17 protein-coding genes and 1 pseudogene are annotated in these 17,943 nt (G+C 71.9%); 12 read left to right on the forward strand and 6 right to left on the reverse strand.

The genetic code is table 11. The features are described 5' to 3' along the window. The 4 genes and pseudogenes from ACFVIM_RS21460 to ACFVIM_RS21475 all read right to left on the reverse strand — a co-directional run. A pseudogene (locus ACFVIM_RS21460) lies at window positions 1-347 on the reverse strand (2-oxoglutarate ferredoxin oxidoreductase subunit alpha); the annotation flags it as partial. Window positions 348-609: 262 nt separating this feature from the next. Next, window positions 610-1,269 carry a response regulator gene (locus tag ACFVIM_RS21465; protein WP_384303563.1) on the reverse strand — a complete coding sequence of 220 codons (660 nt, stop codon included), beginning with the start codon at window positions 1,267-1,269 and terminating at the stop codon, window positions 610-612. 510 nt (window positions 1,270-1,779) lie between these two features. Further along, window positions 1,780-3,123, reverse strand: a complete 1,344-nt coding sequence (locus tag ACFVIM_RS21470) for a sensor histidine kinase (RefSeq protein WP_384303565.1) — start codon at window positions 3,121-3,123, stop codon at window positions 1,780-1,782. 203 nt (window positions 3,124-3,326) lie between these two features. Then, window positions 3,327-4,526, reverse strand: coding sequence for a sensor histidine kinase (locus ACFVIM_RS21475; protein WP_384303535.1), 1,200 nt, complete (start codon window positions 4,524-4,526; stop codon window positions 3,327-3,329). A gap of 228 nt (window positions 4,527-4,754) precedes the next feature. Here ACFVIM_RS21475 and ACFVIM_RS21480 point away from each other — a divergent pair, with 228 nt between their 5' ends. The 12 genes from ACFVIM_RS21480 to ACFVIM_RS21535 all read left to right on the forward strand — a co-directional run bounded on the left by ACFVIM_RS21480 (window position 4,755) and on the right by ACFVIM_RS21535 (window position 16,452). Continuing rightward, a complete protein-coding gene (locus ACFVIM_RS21480; protein WP_384303537.1) occupies window positions 4,755-5,153 on the forward strand; it encodes an NADH-quinone oxidoreductase subunit A in 399 nt (132 codons plus the stop codon). Further along, entirely contained in the window at window positions 5,144-5,860 is a 717-nt protein-coding gene (locus ACFVIM_RS21485) for an NADH-quinone oxidoreductase subunit B (protein WP_384303539.1), read from the forward strand. Before ACFVIM_RS21480 ends, ACFVIM_RS21485 begins: the two co-directional genes overlap by 10 nt. Next, window positions 5,857-7,134 carry an NADH-quinone oxidoreductase subunit C gene (locus tag ACFVIM_RS21490; RefSeq protein WP_384303541.1) on the forward strand — a complete coding sequence of 426 codons (1,278 nt, stop codon included), beginning with the start codon at window positions 5,857-5,859 and terminating at the stop codon, window positions 7,132-7,134. Before ACFVIM_RS21485 ends, ACFVIM_RS21490 begins: the two co-directional genes overlap by 4 nt. Then, window positions 7,131-8,099, forward strand: coding sequence for an NADH-quinone oxidoreductase subunit H (locus tag ACFVIM_RS21495; RefSeq protein WP_384303543.1), 969 nt, complete (start codon window positions 7,131-7,133; stop codon window positions 8,097-8,099). Before ACFVIM_RS21490 ends, ACFVIM_RS21495 begins: the two co-directional genes overlap by 4 nt. Next, on the forward strand, window positions 8,099-8,761 hold the full coding sequence (locus ACFVIM_RS21500) for a NuoI/complex I 23 kDa subunit family protein (protein ID WP_384303545.1): 663 nt from the start codon (window positions 8,099-8,101) through the stop codon (window positions 8,759-8,761). Before ACFVIM_RS21495 ends, ACFVIM_RS21500 begins: the two co-directional genes overlap by 1 nt. Continuing rightward, window positions 8,758-9,429, forward strand: coding sequence for an NADH-quinone oxidoreductase subunit J (locus tag ACFVIM_RS21505; protein ID WP_384303547.1), 672 nt, complete (start codon window positions 8,758-8,760; stop codon window positions 9,427-9,429). Before ACFVIM_RS21500 ends, ACFVIM_RS21505 begins: the two co-directional genes overlap by 4 nt. Beyond that, window positions 9,429-9,836, forward strand: a complete 408-nt coding sequence (nuoK, locus tag ACFVIM_RS21510) for an NADH-quinone oxidoreductase subunit NuoK (RefSeq protein WP_384303549.1) — start codon at window positions 9,429-9,431, stop codon at window positions 9,834-9,836. Before ACFVIM_RS21505 ends, nuoK begins: the two co-directional genes overlap by 1 nt. After that, on the forward strand, window positions 9,833-11,839 hold the full coding sequence (locus tag ACFVIM_RS21515) for an NADH-quinone oxidoreductase subunit L (RefSeq protein WP_384303551.1): 2,007 nt from the start codon (window positions 9,833-9,835) through the stop codon (window positions 11,837-11,839). The genes nuoK and ACFVIM_RS21515 overlap by 4 nt, the downstream gene beginning before the upstream one ends. A 2-nt stretch (window positions 11,840-11,841) precedes the next feature. Beyond that, a complete protein-coding gene (locus ACFVIM_RS21520; protein ID WP_384303553.1) occupies window positions 11,842-13,425 on the forward strand; it encodes a NuoM family protein in 1,584 nt (527 codons plus the stop codon). A gap of 2 nt (window positions 13,426-13,427) precedes the next feature. After that, window positions 13,428-15,038 (forward strand): NADH-quinone oxidoreductase subunit N, encoded by a 1,611-nt coding sequence (locus ACFVIM_RS21525; protein ID WP_384303567.1) that lies wholly within the window; start codon window positions 13,428-13,430, stop codon window positions 15,036-15,038. Window positions 15,039-15,202: 164 nt separating this feature from the next. Next, complete coding sequence (htpX, locus tag ACFVIM_RS21530; protein WP_384303555.1) at window positions 15,203-16,063, forward strand: zinc metalloprotease HtpX; 861 nt, start codon at window positions 15,203-15,205, stop codon at window positions 16,061-16,063. After that, window positions 16,060-16,452 carry a YccF domain-containing protein gene (locus ACFVIM_RS21535; protein WP_384303557.1) on the forward strand — a complete coding sequence of 131 codons (393 nt, stop codon included), beginning with the start codon at window positions 16,060-16,062 and terminating at the stop codon, window positions 16,450-16,452. Before htpX ends, ACFVIM_RS21535 begins: the two co-directional genes overlap by 4 nt. 66 nt (window positions 16,453-16,518) lie before the next feature. Here the strand turns inward: ACFVIM_RS21535 and ACFVIM_RS21540 are convergent, their stop codons facing one another. Further along, window positions 16,519-17,199, reverse strand: a complete 681-nt coding sequence (locus tag ACFVIM_RS21540) for an alpha-ketoglutarate-dependent dioxygenase AlkB family protein (RefSeq protein WP_384303559.1) — start codon at window positions 17,197-17,199, stop codon at window positions 16,519-16,521. Then, window positions 17,196-17,759 (reverse strand): methylated-DNA--[protein]-cysteine S-methyltransferase, encoded by a 564-nt coding sequence (locus tag ACFVIM_RS21545; protein ID WP_384303561.1) that lies wholly within the window; start codon window positions 17,757-17,759, stop codon window positions 17,196-17,198. The genes ACFVIM_RS21540 and ACFVIM_RS21545 overlap by 4 nt, the downstream gene beginning before the upstream one ends. Between the last annotated feature and the right edge of the window lie 184 nt (window positions 17,760-17,943).

Raw genomic sequence — 17,943 nt, forward strand, 5'->3', positions numbered from 1 at the left:
TCACCCGGGGTGAGGATGTCATGATCCGCGAAATGCAGCTGGAACGACGACACCCCCGGCAGCGTCCCGGCAGGAGCACGGATCTCCGCCGGGAAGTTCGGCAGCGTCGACAGATCATTCCCGAACGACGCCGTCTCCGAGGTAAACCGGTCCCCGGTGAGCTGCATCCCATCACCCGAGTCCCCCGCGAACCGGATGATCACCCGATCCACCCGGCGAACTTCCTTCGTGCCGGGACCGGTGGGCTCGCCGTCGGAGCCGGGCGTCCGTGGGCCGCCGACGAGCGCCTCGCTGGCTTCGTCCGCCTCGTCGGCGTGCTCGGCTGGGCTACTGACCTGGCTGGTCACTGAACTGGACCTCCCTTGAGGCGGCTGCTCGGGTCGGCCGTGCCAGCGGCCGTTCCACGGGCCACCCTACGTCGGTAAGGGTGACCTTCCCTGGATCGCTCATATGATGGACGCCCATATGAGACGCCCTTATGTCCGGGTATGCCATATATTCGCGGACCCCCCAGTCTCTGTGGTCTGCCGTACTCCGCTCATTCTTTGGTTCTAGGACCGCCGTCCCGAACCGCCGCCCCGCTCGGCAACTGACGGCGTGCCAGCGGTCTCAGGAATTGAGATAGGTGAGTACCGCCAGCACCCGGCGGTGATCCCCGTCACTCGGTGACAGGCCGAGTTTCAGGAAGATGTTGCTCACGTGCTTCTCGACCGCGCCGTCGCTGACCACCAGCTGCCGGGCGACGGCCGAGTTGGTCCGGCCCTCGGCCATCAGACCGAGGACCTCGCGCTCCCGGGGGGTGAGGCGGGCCAGGACGTCCTGCTTGCGGCTGCGGCCGAGGAGCTGGGCGACAACCTCCGGGTCCAGCGCGGTCCCGCCGCGCGCCACCCGTACGACCGCGTCCACGAACTCGCGGACCTCGGCCACCCGGTCCTTGAGCAGATAGCCGACGCCCCGGCTGCTGCCCGCCAGCAGCTCGGTGGCGTAACGCTCCTCCACGTACTGGGAGAGCACCAGCACGCCGATGTCCGGGTGCTGCTTGCGGAGCGTCACCGCCGCGCGCACACCCTCGTCGGTGTGGGTCGGCGGCATCCGTACATCCGCCACGACCACATCGGGCAGCTCGCCCTGGGCGGCCAGTTCCCCCACGGTCCGCACCAGCGCGTCGCCGTCGCCGACACCCGCCACGACATCGTGCCCACGATCGGTCAGCAGCCTGGTCAGCCCCTCCCGAAGCAGCACCGAGTCCTCGGCGATGACCACCCGCACCTTGTCCTCCACTGCCCCGCTGCCCCCACTCGATCCATGGGCCACGCCGTCCGCGCCCAGGCTCCCAGTATGGGCGCCGTCCCGGCCGCCGGGAGGAACAAGGGCCGGAATCGGGGGTGTTTCGGCAGGCTTGCGCAGAGCGCTCTTGTCGCGTGGAGTGGCCTCGTGTACGTACGGAGGTGTCCCAGGTGCGGACGGGGGCGCTCAACGGACTACGGGGGAGAGGGAGCCGGACAGGCCCGCCGGGACGGCCTCCGGTGGGCGCGGTCCGGCCATCTTGTGCGGCGTATGCGTGCCGGGGCGGGGTCCGCGCCGGAGCCGGAGCCGGAATCAGGCCGGAACCAGGGCCGGAGCGAGACCCGGAACCAGGGCCGGCCCCGGCCCCGGAACCGGCACCGCGCCGGAACCGGAACCGGCACCGCGCCGGACCCGGCAGTCCGGCGCGTGAGGTCGCGCGTGTTCCTCAGTGGCGCGTGTTCCGCGGGCGGGAGGGCCGGGCCCGGCCCGCCGTCAGCCGCGCCAGGGCAGTTCCGCCGTCACCCGGGTCGGCCCCCCGACCGGGGAGTCGATGGCCAGGATCCCGTCCACCGCGTCCAGCCGGTCCGTGAGCCCGGCCAGCCCGCTGCCCGCCGAGGCCCGCGCGCCACCCTCGCCGTTGTCGGTGACCTGGAGCATCAGCCTGCCGTCCGAGTACCAGACGTCCACGGAGGCTTTCGTCGCGCGGGCGTGCTTGCTGATGTTCTGGAGCAGTTCGGAGACGGTGAAGTAGGCGATGCCCTCGATGGCGGGCGCGGGCCTGCGGGCGAGGTCCACCTCCACGGTCACCGGCACCGTGCAGCGGGAGGCGATGGAGGAGAGGGCGGCGTCGAGGCCGCGGTCGGTGAGGACGGCGGGGTGGATGCCGCGGGCGAGGTCGCGGAGTTCCTGGAGGGCGAGTTTGATCTCGCCGTGGGCCTCGTCGACCATCGCGGCGGCGGCGTCGGGGTCTTCGAGGAGTTTCTCCTTCGCCAGGCCCAGATCCATGGCGAGGGCGACGAGCCGGGCCTGGGCGCCGTCGTGGAGGTCGCGTTCGATGCGGCGGAGGTCGGCGGCGGCGGTGTCGACGACCACCCCCCGGTCCGACTCCAGCTCCACCACCCGGTTGGCCAGCGAGGACGGCCCGAGGAGCCCGCTCACCATCACCCGGTCCACCTGGGCGAAGCCCCGGATCACCCAGGAGCTGGCCCACACGATCGCCAGTCCGGCCCCGCCCGCCGCGGCCACCTCCACGAAGGAGTCCAGGTAGATCGCGTCGCCGTCGTGGTCACCGAAGATCTGGATGCCCGGCTGGCCCCCGATGGCGCGGAAGACCCAGAACCAGAGCGGGTAGAGGAAGAAGGACCACCCCAGCGTCCACAGGGTCAGCGAGACCGAGAACGCCATGACCGCCCACGGGAAGTGCACCAGCGCGTAGAGCAGATGCCGCCAGGACGGGCCGCTCTTGAGGACCGCGCCGACCCAGGAGAGCAGCTTGCGGTTCTTGGGCCGCAGCGGCTCCGGGGCGGCCACCTCATGCCCGAGGAGCAGCCGTGCCCGGGCCCGCTCCAGCGCCCCGAAGCCGCGGCAGCCCGCGAGCCCCGCCGCGAGGACCGGGATCCCGAGGAAGGTGATCAGCAGCCCGGCGCCCAGCGAGACGGTGGTCACGGCGAAGACGAAGAAGGCGATGCTGATCGGCAGGTTGAGCATCAGATGGCCGAACTCGCGCCAGGTGCGGCCCTCGAAGGGCACCCGCAGGGCCAGGGGTGTCCGGCGCGGCCGCTCCGGGTGCTCCGGGGCGCGGTGGCGCCACTGCGATCCGTCGTACTCCGTCGCCATGCCCATGGATGCCGTCCGTTCTGGTCTGCGGGCTGTTCACCACCCCAGAGTGCGCCGCGCGCCACCGCTCCCACCATGAGGCGCCTTCCCGTCTTGCCCCGGGGGTTTTCCCTACCTTCCGGGGTGGGCTCAGGCCAGTCCGGGGCGGGTCCGGGGCCAGCCGCCCAGGTCGAGTTCAGGCCCGGCGCGGGATCGGCGCGGGCTCAGCGCGAGGCGGCGCGCTCGCGCCAGGGGATCTCCACCGTGACCCTGGTCCCGGCGCCCTCGGGGGAGTCGAGGACGAAGAGGCCGTCGACCGCCCCCAGGCGTTCCGCGAGGCCCGCCATCCCCGTACCGCCGTCGAGCCGCGCGCCGCCCCGGCCGTCATCGGTCACCTGGATCAGCAGCCGCCGCTCCACCCGCCAGACATCGACCGAGACGCTCCGGGCGCGGGCGTGCTTGCTGACGTTCTGGAGCAGTTCGGAGACGGTGAAGTAGGCGATGCCCTCGATGGCCTCGGCCGGGCGCTCGGTCAGCTCGACCTGGACCTTGACGGGGGCCGTGCAGCGGGAGGCGATGGAGGAGAGGGCGGCGTCGAGGCCGCGGTCGGTGAGGACGGCGGGGTGGATGCCGCGGGCGAGGTCGCGGAGTTCCTGGAGGGCGAGTTTGATCTCGCCGTGGGCCTCGTCGACCATCGCGGCGGCGGCGTCGGGGTCTTCGAGGAGTTTCTCCTTCGCCAGACCGAGCCCCATGGCGAGGGCGACGAGCCGGGCCTGGGCGCCGTCGTGGAGGTCGCGTTCGATGCGGCGGAGGTCGGCGGCGGCGGTGTCGACGACCACCCCCCGGTCCGACTCCAGCTCGGCGATCCGGCGTTCCAGCTCATCGGAGGGGGCGAGCAGGGTCACCGCCATCAGCCGGTCCACGGTGGCGAGCCAGCGGGCCACATAGGGCAGCACGGGCCACAGCACGAACAGACCGCAGGCCATCACCGTGAACGTCAGGATCCCCCACGGCAGCCGGATCGTGGCGTACAGCACCGTGCGCCAGGCGACCGGATCCTTCAGATGCAGCAGCATCCAGCCCATGAACCCCTGGCGGCGGCGGGCCTTCCACAGCGGGCTCGGCTCCTCGATCCGCACCCCCAGCAGGGCGCGGGCGCGGGCCCGTTCCGCCTGGCCGAGCAGTCGCGCGCCGCTGAGTCCGAGTGCCAGCATCGGCGCCCCGATCACCGTGATCGAGAGCATCGCACCCGTGAAGATCATGAACGCCATGTAAACAAATCCGATGATCGCCATCGGCATGTTGGTGAGGAGGTGGGCGATCTCCGACCAGGTGTGCCGGTCATAGGCCATCCGCACGGGCGGCGGCCGGTCGCCCCCGGGAGCGGGCATGGCGGTGTCGGTGGCGGATGCGGTCGCGGTCATGGGAGCCAGCCTGCACGCAGGGGTCCCTTCGCGCCATGGGGTAGCTCGGTGAGACGAAGTAGGGATAACCCCACCTGGTGCGTGACGCGACTGCTCACGCTCGACGGAGCAGGGCCTAGACTCCCGTGCGTACGGAATACAGACGGACGTACGGAACACAGACGGAACACAAGATCGTCGGACAGATCGCCACCAGGATCTGCGAGGTCAAGGGAGCGAGGGACGGACGTGAGGGAACCGACCGTGACCGTGCTCGCGGCGGACTACTTCGCCAGCTACTCCGCCGTGGGGCTGCTCGCCGCGCTCGGCGTGCTCTTCGTCGCCGTCGCCTTCGGCGCGGGCCGACTGCTGCGGCCGGTGGTACCCACACCGGAAAAACTCATGACGTACGAATGCGGGGTCGACCCCGTCGGCGAGGGCTGGGCCCACACCCAGGTCCGCTACTACGTCTACGCGTTTCTCTATGTCATCTTCGCCGTCGACTCGATCTTCCTCTTCCCGTGGGCGACCGTCTTCGCCGCGCCGGGGTACGGCGCGACGACCCTGGTCGAGATGTTCATCTTCCTCGGCTTCCTGGCCGTGGGACTGCTCTACGCATGGAAGAAGGGCGTCCTGGCATGGACGTGACCCCCGCTCCACAGCCGCTGCCGGAGCCCCTGAGACTGGGCGCCCTCGCCAGGCTGGCGCCGGAGCCGATGAAGGTCGTCCTGAACTGGGGCCGCCGCTACAGCCTCTGGGTCTTCAACTTCGGGCTCGCCTGCTGCGCGATCGAGTTCATCGCCGCGTCGATGGCCCGGCACGACTTCATCCGGCTCGGGGTGATCCCCTTCGCGCCGGGGCCCCGCCAGGCCGATCTGATGATCGTCTCGGGCACGGTCACCGACAAGATGGCCCCGGCGGTCAAGCGGCTGTACGAGCAGATGCCCGAGCCCAAGTACGTCATCTCCTTCGGCGCCTGCTCCAACTGCGGTGGCCCCTACTGGGACTCCTACTCCGTGACCAAGGGTGTCGACCAGATCATCCCGGTCGACGTCTACGTTCCCGGCTGCCCGCCCCGTCCCGAAGCCCTCCTCCAGGGCATCCTCAAGCTCCAGGAGAAGATCGCCCGCGAGTCCCTGGACGAGCGGTACGCGCGCGGCGGCCGTGTCTCGGCCGACGCCCTCCGCAGCGGGCTGGTACGACCACCGGGTGAACCGGGTGAACCGGGTCCGGCGAGCGGCGAGGGCACCAGTACGGAGACGGGAGCCGGGCCCGGCACCGCCTCCGGGACCGGCGCCTCCGGGACCGGCGCCTCCGGGACCGGCACCGCCTCCGGGACCGGGGAGACGACGTGAACGCCTACGACCGGCTCCCGGACGCCGTCACCGAGGTCTTCGGTGACGGCGCCACCGCCGAACTGGCCTATGACCTCCTGACGGTCGACGTCCCCGCCGACTCCTGGATCACCGCCCTGGAGACCGCCCGCGACCAGCTCTCCTGCGCCTACTTCGACTGGCTGAGCGCGGTCGACGAACCCGGTGTCGGCTTCCGGGTCTGCGCCCATGTCGTCGCGCTCACCGACGGGCGGGTCCGGCGGCTGCTGCTGCGCACGACCGTGCCGCACGACGCCCCGGCCCTGCCCACCGCCATCCCCGTCTACGCGGGCGCGGGCTGGCACGAGCGGGAGACCTACGAGATGTTCGGCGTCTCCTTCACCGGCCACCCCCATCTGGTCCCCCTGCTCCTGCCCGAGGGTTTCGAGGGACACCCGCTGCGCAAGGACTTCGTCCTGGCCGCCCGGGTCGCCAAGGCATGGCCCGGCGCGAAGGAGCCGGGGGAGTCCGAGCACGGCGGGCCCAAGCGCCGCCAGATGCTGCCCCCGGGTGTGCCCGACCCCAACGACTGGGGCCCGCTCAAGGGCCAGCTCCCCCCGGCGCCCGCGCGCCCGGCCCGTACTCCCCGCGCCGGAGCGGCGGCGGGCGCGGCGGGCGAACGCCCGGTGCGCCGCACCCGCACCGCCGGCGCGGGCTCCGCGAGCCAGCCCGCTCCCGACGCCGCGACGACGGGTGCCCCGGCGACCGACGCTCCCGCGGCCCGGCCTCCTCGTCGTGCGCGCAGCGCCAGCGAAGGCTCGGCCAGCCAGCACCAGGAGGAGCGGACGCCCGCGCCCGCCCCGGCCTCGGAGCCTCCGGCCTCGGAGCGTCCGGCCGCCGCGCCGCGCAGCCCGGACGCCCCCTGGCACCACTCCCGCCCCGCCTTCGACGACGCCACCTCGGTTCCGAAGCCCGAAGCGCCCCCGGCGGCGGCCCCCGCCGACACCTCGGGCACTCCGGCCGACGCGCCCGCGCCTGATCGGGCGACCCCAGGGAGCGCCACGCCCGAAGCACCCGAGAACGTGACCCCTGAGACCCCTGAGGTCACAGTCCCTGAGGACACAGCCCCGGGGGGCACGGCCCCCGCGCCCACCGAGGCCGAGCCCCCCGCGCCCGCCGCGGCGGAGACCCCGGCGTCGCCCACCGGGCCACCCTCCACCCGTCCATCCACTCCCCGGCCCGCGTCCGGGCCCGCCGCAGGTGAACGGGCCGAGGACGAGGAGCCGACCGAGACCGCCGGAGGCGACCCCGCGTGAACGACGCTCTTGACGTCGCCGTACGGCTACTCGTCGTCTTCGCCGTGTTCCTGGTCCTGCCGCTGGTGATCGGGCAGACCGAGCACAAGGTGATGGCCCATATGCAGGGCCGCCTCGGCCCCATGTACGCGGGTGGTTTCCACGGCTGGGCGCAGCTCGTCGCGGACGGGGTGAAGTTCGCGCAGAAGGAGGACGTCGTCCCGGCCGGTGCCGACCGGCGCGTCTTCCAGCTCGCCCCGGCCGTCGCCCTCCTCCCCTATCTCCTCGTCCTGATAGCGATTCCCATCGGGCCCAGCGAGGGCGCGGTCGGCCAGGTCATCGACGCGGGCATCTTCTTCGTCCTCGCGATCATGGGGGTCGGTGTGCTCGGCTCGCTGATGGCGGGCTGGGCCTCGGCCAACAAGTTCTCCCTCCTCGGCGGTCTGCGGACCGCCGCCCAGCTGTTGGCGTACGAACTGCCGATGCTGCTCGCCGCCGCCTCCGTCGCCATGGCGGCGGGCACGGTCTCGCTGCCCGGCATCCTCAACGCCTTCGAGTGGTGGTGGCTCCCGTGGCAGATCACGGGCGCCATCGTCTTCTTCGTCGCGGGGCTCGCCGAACTCCAGCGCCCGCCCTTCGATATGCCGGTCGCCGACTCGGAGATCATCTTCGGCGCGTACACCGAGTACACGGGGCTGCGTTTCGCGCTCTTCCTGCTCGCCGAGTACGCGGGCATCGTCGTGCTCTGCGGTCTGACCACCGTCCTCTTCCTCGGCGGCTGGCACGGGCCCTGGGGGGCCGATGGCCTCGGCTGGGTCTGGACCCTGCTGAAGACGGCCGTGCTCGCCTTCATCATCATCTGGCTGCGGGTGAGCTATCCCCGGATGCGCGAGGACCAGCTCCAGCGGCTGGCCTGGACCGTGCTCGTGCCGCTCGCCCTCGCCCAGATCGCTCTCACCGGCATCGTGAAGGTGGTGATCCAGTAATGGCGCCGATCCCCGGATCCGGTCTCGCCAAGGGCTTGGCCGTCACCCTCCGTACGATGACGAAGAAGACGGTCACCGCCCAGTACCCGGAGGTCCAGCCCGCTCTCCCGCCCCGCACCCGGGGGGTGATCGGGCTCTTCGAGGAGAATTGCACGGTCTGCATGCTCTGTGCCCGTGAGTGCCCGGACTGGTGCATCTACATCGACTCCCACAAGGAGACGGTCCCGGCCGCCACTCCGGGCGGGCGTGAGCGCAGCCGTAATGTCCTCGACCGGTTCGCCATCGACTTCTCCCTCTGTATGTACTGCGGTATCTGCATCGAGGTGTGTCCTTTCGACGCGCTGTTCTGGTCGCCCGAGTTCGAGTACGCGGAGACCGACATCCGTGAGCTGACCCATGAGCGGGACAAGCTCCGCGAGTGGATGTGGACGGTGCCCGCGCCTCCGGCCCTGGACCCCGCGGCGGAGGAGCCCAAGGAGATCGCCGCGGCCCGCAAGACGGCCGACAAGCTCGCCGCCGCCCAGGCCGCCGCCGAGCCGTCGGCCCCCGCCGACCCGCCCGCGCCCCCCGCCCCTCCGGCGGCCCCGGCCCCCGGCACCACCCCCGGCGCCCCGGGTGACACCGGAGCCCCCGGCACCACCCCCGAGGGGGGCCCGGCATGACCCTGGCCGCCACGTCCCCGGGCTTCCTCTCGCCGACCGGCGTCGAGATCGCCTTCCTCCTCGTCGGCCTCGTCACCCTTGGCGCGGCCGTGATGACCGTCACCACCAGGCAACTGGTGCACGCCGCCCTGTGGCTGGTGGTGGCGCTCGGCGGGCTCGCCGTGGAGTACCTGCTGCTGACGGCGGAGTTCATCGCCTGGGTGCAGGTGCTGATCTACGTCGGTTCCGTGGTCGTCCTCCTTCTCTTCGGTCTGATGCTCACCCGGGCTCCCATCGGGCGCTCCCCGGACGCCGACTCCGGCAACCGGTGGGTCGCCCTCGCGGTCGCCGTCACCTCCGCCATCGCCCTGGTCTGGGTGGTGGTCGACGCCTTCCGCGCCACCTGGATCGATCTGGACGGCCCCGCCCAGGGGTCCACCGAGGTGACCGGCGCCATCCTGTTCCGGCACTGGGTGCTGCCCTTCGAAGCGCTCTCCGTCCTGCTGCTCTCCGCCCTCGTCGGCGCGATCGTCCTGTCCCGTAAGCGCGCCGCCGCGGACCGTGCGACGGACGCGACAGCCGTGACACCGGCCGCGACAGCCGCGACACCGGCCTCCGGCGTGACACCGGCCGCGGGCACGTCAGCGGTGAACACGACGGCCGCGACGGACCCGGAGGAGGAGAACTGATGCACCTCGCCTATCCCGCCGTCCTCTCCGTCCTCCTCTTCTGTGTGGGCGTCTACGGCGTGCTCGCCCGGCGCAACGCGATCCTCGTCCTGATGTCCGTCGAGCTGATGCTCAACGCCGTCAACCTCAACCTCGTCGCCTTCGATGTCTGGCTGCGCGACACCCTGCACTCCGGTCAGGCGCTGACCCTCTTCACCATCGCCATCGCCGCCGCCGAGATCGGCATCGGCCTCGCGATCGTGCTGATGGTCTACCGCAACCGGGGCAGCTCCGACGTCGACCGTCTGCGGGACACCGCCGAACGCCCCGACGGCGGGGACGGCGGGGAGCCCGGCGGCACGGGCGCCGCCGCGGCCGAGCCGACACCGCAGACCCGACAGACGCAGAAGGCCGAGGCCACCGCGTGACCACGACGACCCTCGCCGTCCTCGTCCCCCTCCTTCCCTTCCTCGGCGCCGTCGCCGGGCTGCTGCTCGGCCGGACCGCGCCCGGCTTCGTCCGTCCGCTGGCCGTGCTGCCCGCCCTGGCCGCCGCCGCGCTCGCGGTCACGGTCGCCGTACGGCAGGGCGGCGGGGAGCCCCTCGACGCGGCCACCCAGCTCACCCCCACCGGCTCGGTCCCCATCGAGCTCGCCCTCCACCTCGACGGTTTCGCGGTGCTGGTCGCCGTCCTGGTCACGGTCGTCGCCTCCTGTGTGCAGATCTACTCCACGGCCTATCTGCGCGATGACCCCCGCTACCCCTCCTACGCCGCCCTCGTCTCCCTCTTCACCGCCGCGATGCTGCTGGTCGTCTACTCCGGCGACCTGATGGTGCTCCTGGTCGGCTGGGAGATCATGGGCATCTGCTCCTACTTCCTGGTCGGTCACTACTGGGAGACGCCCGAGGCGCGCACCGCCTCCCTGAAGGCGTTCCTGGTCACCAAGCTCGGTGATGTCCCCTTCCTGATCGGTCTCTTCGCCCTGGCCACCGACGCCGGGACGTTCCGGATCACCGGGATCCTGGACGCCGTCGCCGCGGGCTCCCTCGACCACCCCACGCTGGTGGCGCTGCTGCTGCTGGCCGGTGTGGCGGGCAAGTCGGCCCAGTTCCCGCTCCACACCTGGCTGCCCGACGCGATGGCGGGCCCCACGCCCGTCTCCGCGCTGATCCACGCCGCCACGATGGTGGCGGCCGGTATCTACTTCGTGGCCCGGCTCCTTCCCGTCTTCGCCGCCTCGGCGGCGGCGCTCGTCGTCCTCGCCGTGATGGCGGCCGTCACCATGGTCGGCTCGGGCCTGGCCGCACTCGCCCAGGACGACATCAAACGCGTCCTCGCCTACTCGACCATCGGCCAGCTCGGCTATATGGCGGGTGCCCTCGCGGTCGCCGACCGCGGCTCCGCCGTCTTCCACCTCCTGACGCACGGCGCCTTCAAGGCGCTCCTCTTCCTCGCGGCCGGTGTCGTCATCCATGCGGCGGGCACCAACTCCCTCGCCGCGATCTCCCGGATGAGCGGACTGACCCGGCGCATCCCCGACGCCTACTGGACGATGACCGTCGCCCTGCTGGCGCTCGTCGCGATCCCTCCCTTCTCCGGCTTCTTCTCCAAGGAGGCCGTCCTCGTCGCCGCCGAGCACACCGCGCTCGGCGACTCCGCCACCGCCCCCGTCGCGGCGGGCTGGACGGTCCTGGTCTCCGGGCTGCTGGCGGCCCTGCTCACCGCCGCCTACGCCACCCGGCTCTGGCTGCTCACCTTCCGCGGCCGGGGCGATCAGGCCCCCGACCACGGCCGCGAACCCCTCGCCATGACCGGGGTCCTGTGGCTGCTGGCCATCCCCTCCCTCGGGCTGGGGCTGACCTATGGCCTGGCCGACGGCTGGCTGGACAGCCACAGCCTGGCTCCCACTCTGACCACGGCCGTCCTCGGCACCGGAGTCGCGCTGATCGGCGGCCTGCTCACCTACGGTGCCTGGCGCTCGCTGCGTCAGCGCGCGGGCGCGGTTCCGGCACCGGCCACCGCCCTGGCGGCCCACCGGGACGCCACCCCGTCGGTGACCGAGGCCGAGGCCGTCGCGACCCACGCCCCCGCCTACGGCAGCGTCGCCTCCGCCCCGGACCCGACCGACCCGGGCCGGCTGCTGCTGGGCCCGCTCCACCGCCACGCGGCCTCCGGCTTCCATCTGGACGCCGTCTACCACGCGCTCTTCGTCCGCCCCGTGCTGGCCGGTGCCGAACTGGTCCGCTTCCTCGACCGTGAGGTCGTCGACACCTACGTACGCGGCGCCGCCTCCGGCACGAGGGGCCTCGGCTGGCTCGTCCGCCGCGCGCAGACCGGCAATGTGCAGACCTATCTCGGCGCGCTGCTCGCGGGCACTGTCGTGCTGGCCATCGCCGCCGTCGTCCTGTCCAACGTCAACGCGGGGTCGTAGCCGTGATCGATATCAGCGAGTCCGTGATGCAGTTCCTTCTCGCGTTCATCGTGGTCGGCCCGCTTATCGGGGCCGTCGCCGCGCTGCTGCCCGCCCCGCCCGGTCTCCAGGGCTCCGGCCCCGACCAGGCCGTGCTGCGCCACGGGGTGACGGTCACCGGTGTGATCCTGGCCGCCGCGATCGTCCTGACCCTCGGCTTCGACCACGACGAGCCGTCGCGGATGCAGGCCGAGTCGGACATCCCCTGGATCCCCGCGCTCAACGTACGGATCCACCTCGGTGTGGACGGCATCTCCCTCCCCCTTCTGGTCCTGACCGCGCTGCTGACCTTCCTCTGCGCGCTCTACAGCTACTTCAAGATGCCCACGGGCCCGTCCCCGAAGGCGTTCACCGCCCTGCTGCTGGTCCTGGAGTCGGGCACGCTCGCCAGCTTCGCCGTGCTCGACCTGGTGCTCTTCTTCCTGGCCTTCGAGATGGTGCTCATCCCGATGTACTTCCTCATCGCCCGCTGGGGCGGCGAGGGACGGCGCCAGGCCGCCTGGAAGTTCATCCTCTACACCCTCCTCGGTTCCGTCGTCATGCTGCTCGGCCTGCTGCTGATCGGCCTGGAGAGCGGCACGTTCGACATGGTGGCACTCGCCACTGACAACGGCCGGGGCCTGGCCACGTCCACGCAGGTCATCGCCGTTCTGGCGATCGGCGTCGGACTGGCCGTCAAGACCCCGATGTGGCCCCTGCACAGCTGGCTGCCCGATGCGCACACCGCCGCCCCGACGGTCGGTTCGGTGCTGCTGGCCGGTGTTCTGCTGAAGATGGGTACGTACGGTTTCGTCCGTATCGTTCTGCCGATCGCGCCGGACGGTATGCGGACCTTCGCCCCCTACCTCGCCGCCTTCGCCGTCGCCGGGATCGTCTACGGCTCCCTCGCCTGTCTCGCCCTCGCCCGGCCCGGCGCCAACGGCGACCTCAAACGGCTGATCGCCTACTCCTCCGTCGGCCATATGGGCTTCGTCCTGCTGGGCATCGCCACGATGACCCCGACCGGGGTCAACGGCGCCCTCTTCGCCAACATCGCCCACGGCCTGATCACCGGTCTCCTCTTCTTCCTCGTCGGAGCCCTGAAGGACCGGTACGGCACCGCCGACCTCGACACCCTCGCCGGGGCCACCGGCGCCGCGCTCTACGGACGGGCCCCCCGCCTCGGCGCGCTGCTCGCCTTCGCGGCCATCGCCTCCCTCGGGCTGCCCGGCCTCGCCGGGTTCTGGGGCGAGATGCTGGCCCTGTTCGGCGCCTTCGACCCCGCGCCGGGCCTCAACCGCCCCGCCTTCCTCGTCTTCATGGTCATCGGCGGCTTCGGCACCCTGCTCACCGCCGCCTACCTCCTGATCGTCGTCCGCCGCGTCTGTATGGGCGCGCACCGTCCGGAGGAGCCCCAGAGCCCGCCGTTCGCCGACGTCCGGGGGTACGAGGTCGCCACCTGGAGCCCGCTCGTCGCCCTGACCGTCCTCGCCGGACTCTGGCCCGCGGTCCTCCTCGCCCTCACCGATCCGGCCGTGCAGAAGCTCCTCGCAGGAGGCAAGTCGTGACCCTGGCAACCCACGGCGCTCTGGCCCTCGACGGCGCGACGGCCGCCGTCGGCGTCACCACCGCCACTGGTACCACCACCGCCTCCGGCGTCACCACGCTGGTCCAGTCCGTCGACTGGCTCGCCATCGCCCCGCCGACCATCACCGCCGCCGTGGCGCTGATCATCCTGGTCGCGGACCTGTTCGTGCCGGAGCGCGCCAAGCACTGGCTCGGCATCGGCGCGGTCGCCGGGCTCGCCCTCGCCCTCCTCGCGCTCCTGCCGCTGCGCTCCGGCGACCGGCAGACCTTCTGTCTGCGCACCGACCCCACCACCTGTAGCTACACGGCCGACCACTTCGCCCTGGTCGTCCAGCTCCTGGTGCTCGGTGGCGCGCTGCTGACGGCGCTCATGTCGCTGCACGACACCAGGAAGCGCCTTCCCGCGGGCGAGTACTGGTTCCTGCTGCTCTCCTCGGCCGCCGGGGCCGCCCTGCTGCCCGCCTCCCGTGACCTCGCCACCCTGGTCGTCGCCCTGGAGGTCGCCTCGCTGCCCGCCTTCGCCCTGGTCGGGCTGCGGCGCGGGGACCGTCTCTCCAGCGAGGCGGCGCTGAAGTTCTTCCTCTCCTCGGTCACCGCCACCGCCGTCACCCTGCTCGGCGTGAGCTTCGTGTACGCGACCACGGGGACCATGCACCTCACCCGGATCGCCACCGAACTGCCCGCGGTCCCGGGCCAGCTCGACACCCTGGCCAAGGCCGGTGTCGCGCTGACCCTCATCGGCTTCGCCTTCAAGACGGCGGCCGTCCCCTTCCACTTCTGGGTACCCGACACCTATGTGGGCGCGCCCCTGCCCATCGCCGCCTATCTGTCGGTGGTGGGCAAGGCCGTCGGCTTCTCGGGGCTGATCCTGGTGACGGTCATCGCCTTCCCCTCGCTCACCGACGTCTGGGGGCCGGTGATCGCGGTCCTGGCCGCGCTGACCATGACGGCGGGCAATGTCGCCGCCCTGCGCCAGTCGGCCGCCCGCGACTGGAGCGCGGTACGCCTGCTGGCCTGGTCGTCCGTCGGCCAGGCCGGGTACCTCCTCGTCCCGATCGCCGCCGCGGCCTACTCCGACGAGAAGCAGATCGGCTCGACCGTCGCCTATGCCCTGATGTACGCCGTGGTGAACCTCGGAGCCTTCGCGGTGGCCGCGCTCGTCGCCCGGACCCACCCGCGCAACCGGATCGCCGACTATCAGGGCCTGTACGCCACCCGCCCGCTCACCGCGCTCACCCTCGGCTTCTTCCTGCTCTGTCTGGCGGGGCTGCCCCCGGGCATCATCGGCCTCTTCGCCAAGGTGACGGTCTTCTCCTCGGCCGTGGACGCGGGGCTCGGCTGGCTGGCCGTCGTCATGGGGGTCAACGTGGCCATCGCGCTCTATTACTACCTGCGCTGGACGGCCCTGCTCTTCCGCTCGCCCGAGGCCGCGCCGTCGGCCGGGGGCGCCGGGAACGGACCCGCCGCCACCGTGGCCGCCCGGCCCGCCCCGGCCGCCGTGACCGTGGCCATCGCCCTGACCGCCATCGTCGGCGTCCTCCTCTCCGGCTACCCCCAGCTGGTCCTGCGCTTCGCCGCCGTCAGCCTCTTCTGAGCCGCGCCCGCGCCCACCATCACCCGTACGGTCCACCCTCCGGACCGGAGCCCCGGGGAACTGGTGCCCTTCGCCTGGCGTTGACCAGTACGGAAGGGTCCACTGAAGAGTGGAGCATCACCAGAGCAAAGGGTTCCCCTGCCGCACCACCTGGAGGGCGTACCGTGCACCGCCGGCACAATGGGCTGAAGACCGCCGTACTCCTCGGGGGACTGTCCGCACTCATCCTCGTCATCGGCAGCCTCTTCGGGCGTACGGGGCTGATCGTCGCGCTCGTCGTGGCGCTCGCCACCAACGCGTACGCCTACTGGAACAGCGACAAGCTCGCCCTGAAGGCCATGCGCGCCCGGCCCGTGAGCGAGTTCGAGGCACCGGCGCTGTACCGGATGGTCCGCGAGCTCTCCACGGCAGCCCGTCAGCCCATGCCACGGCTCTACATCTCGCCCACCCAGGCGCCCAACGCCTTCGCCACCGGCCGCAACCCGAGGAACGCGGCGGTCTGCTGCACCGAGGGCATCCTCCAGATCCTCGACGAGCGGGAGCTGCGCGGTGTCATCGGCCATGAGCTCAGCCATGTCTACAACCGCGACATCCTGATCTCCTCGGTCGCGGGGGCCCTCGCGTCCGTCGTGATGTTCCTGGTGAACTTCGCCTGGCTGATCCCGGTGGGCCGCTCCGACGACGACGGCCCCGGCATCGCGGGCATGCTGCTGATCATGATCCTCGGGCCGGTGGCCGCCTCCATCATCCAGCTGGCCGTCAGCCGCTCCCGGGAGTACGAGGCGGACGCCTCCGGCGCCCAGCTCACCGGCGACCCGCTGGCCCTCGCCAGCGCCCTGCGCAAGCTGGACGCGGGCACCAAGCAGCTGCCCCTGCCTCCCGAGCCCCGGCTGGAAACCGCGAGCCACATGATGATCGCCAACCCCTTCGGTCAGGGCAGGGCCCTGACCAAGATGTTCTCGACCCACCCGCCCATGGCGGAGCGGATCGCCCGACTCGAAGAGATGGCAGGTCATCGCCCATGAAGACAATCCTCAACGTCATATGGCTCGTGCTCTGCGGCTTCTGGATGTTCCTGGGCTATCTGCTGGCGGGTCTGCTGCTCTGCATCACGATCATCGGCATCCCGTTCGGCCTCGCGGCCTTCCGTATCGGGGTCTACGCCCTCTGGCCCTTCGGCTACATGGTGGTGGACCGCCCCGGCTCGGGCGCGCCCTCCTGCGTGGGCAATGCGCTCTGGCTGATCCTGGCGGGCTGGTGGCTGGCGCTCGGCCACATCGTGACCGGCGTCCTCCTGTGCATCACGATCATCGGCATCCCCCTGGGCATCGCGAACTTCAAGCTGATCCCGGTCTCGCTGCTCCCGCTGGGCAAGGAGATCGTCCGCACGGACCAGCCGTTCGCCGGCCGCTGACCCCGGGCGCGCTCCCCGGAACCCGCTGTCAGCGGCCCATCCGGGGAGCCCGGCGCTCCCCGCCCCTCACCCGGCCAGCCCCGTCTCCCGCAGGGTGATGTTCAGCCGCCCGCCCCGCATGCCCGTCCCGGGACTCCCCGTCCCCGTCAGGACCTTCGGTACGCCATGGAAGGCGAACCGGGAGGGCCCGCCGAAGACGAAGAGATCGCCGGAGACCAGCTCCACATCCGTGGCGGGCCCTCCCCGAGCCCGGGTGGTGCCGAAGCGGAAGAGACAGCTGTCGCCGATGCTGAGCGACACCACGGGCGCCCCGGAGCGCTCCTCCCGGTCCTGGTGCATGCCCATCCGCGCGTCGCCGTCATAGAAGTTGATCAGCGCGGTGTCAGGGGTGTACGCGGGAGCCGCACCCTCCCCGCGCGCCGCACTCTCCCCGTACGCCGCCACCAGCGCCTCCTGGCCCAGCCGAACCAGCCAGTCCGGGAACTCCGCCACCCGCGCGCCGTTCACCTCGTCCGCCGTACGGCTGTAGCGGTAAGGCCGCCAGTGCCAGCCGACGCAGACCGTCCGTACCGACATCACCCCACCGCCGGGCAGCACGGTGTGGCGCAGCGGCACCGGCCCCCGGGCCCAGGCGCGGCAGGCGGCCACCAGCTCCCGCTGGCGGTCCAGCGAGAGCCAGCCGGGCACATGCACCGCGCCCGGGGCGATCTCCCTCCGCTCCCGCGGGAAGAGGGCCCCATCGGTCATGGCGTCAGCGCGCCCTCAAGGCCCAGCAGGTACTCCTTGCGCTCCAGCCCGGCCGCGTAGCCGCGCAGGGCCCCGTCCGAGCCCACCACTCGATGACACGGCCGCACCACCAGCAGCGGATTGCGCCCGATGGCGGTCCCCACCGCCCGCACCGCCACCCCGGAACCGCCGATCCTCCGGGTGATCTCGGCATAGGTCGCGGTCGTGCCATGGGGGATCTCCTCCACGGCCCGCCAGACCCGGCGCTGGAACTCCGTTCCGCTGTCGGCGTACTCCAGGCCGAAGTGCGTCAGCCCACCGGCGAAATAGGACGTGAGCTGGGCGATGACCTCGCTGAAGGCGGCAGGGTCGTGCCGCCAGCCGTCCTGGACGCTCGCCGCGCCCTTCTGCCCCGGCAGGGAGAGCGAGAGCAGGGCGGTGCCCCCGGGCGCGGTGGCGGATGCCACCCCCACCAGCAGCAGCTCCCCGACCGGGCTGCCGACCGTCGTGTACACCCGTTCCCGGCCGTCTGCGCCCCTGCGCGCCTCTCTGGCACCCTGGGGGGCCGTCGTCGCTGTCATGGCTCGGTCCTTTCCTGGCGCCTACGCGGCCTCATCCGCGTCGTACGGTGTCGAGTCTGCGCCGCTGGATCCCTGGATGCTGGCGGGAATCCGACATCAGGTTCACCGGACCAGCGTCCGTGTTGCCTCCAGAAGCTCAACAGGGCCAACAGGCCCGAGGGCCCCGTCCCGGGCGGGACGGGGC

It is taken from the genome of Streptomyces sp. NPDC057638, assembly GCF_042800315.1.
GTDB lineage: Bacteria > Actinomycetota > Actinomycetes > Streptomycetales > Streptomycetaceae > Streptomyces.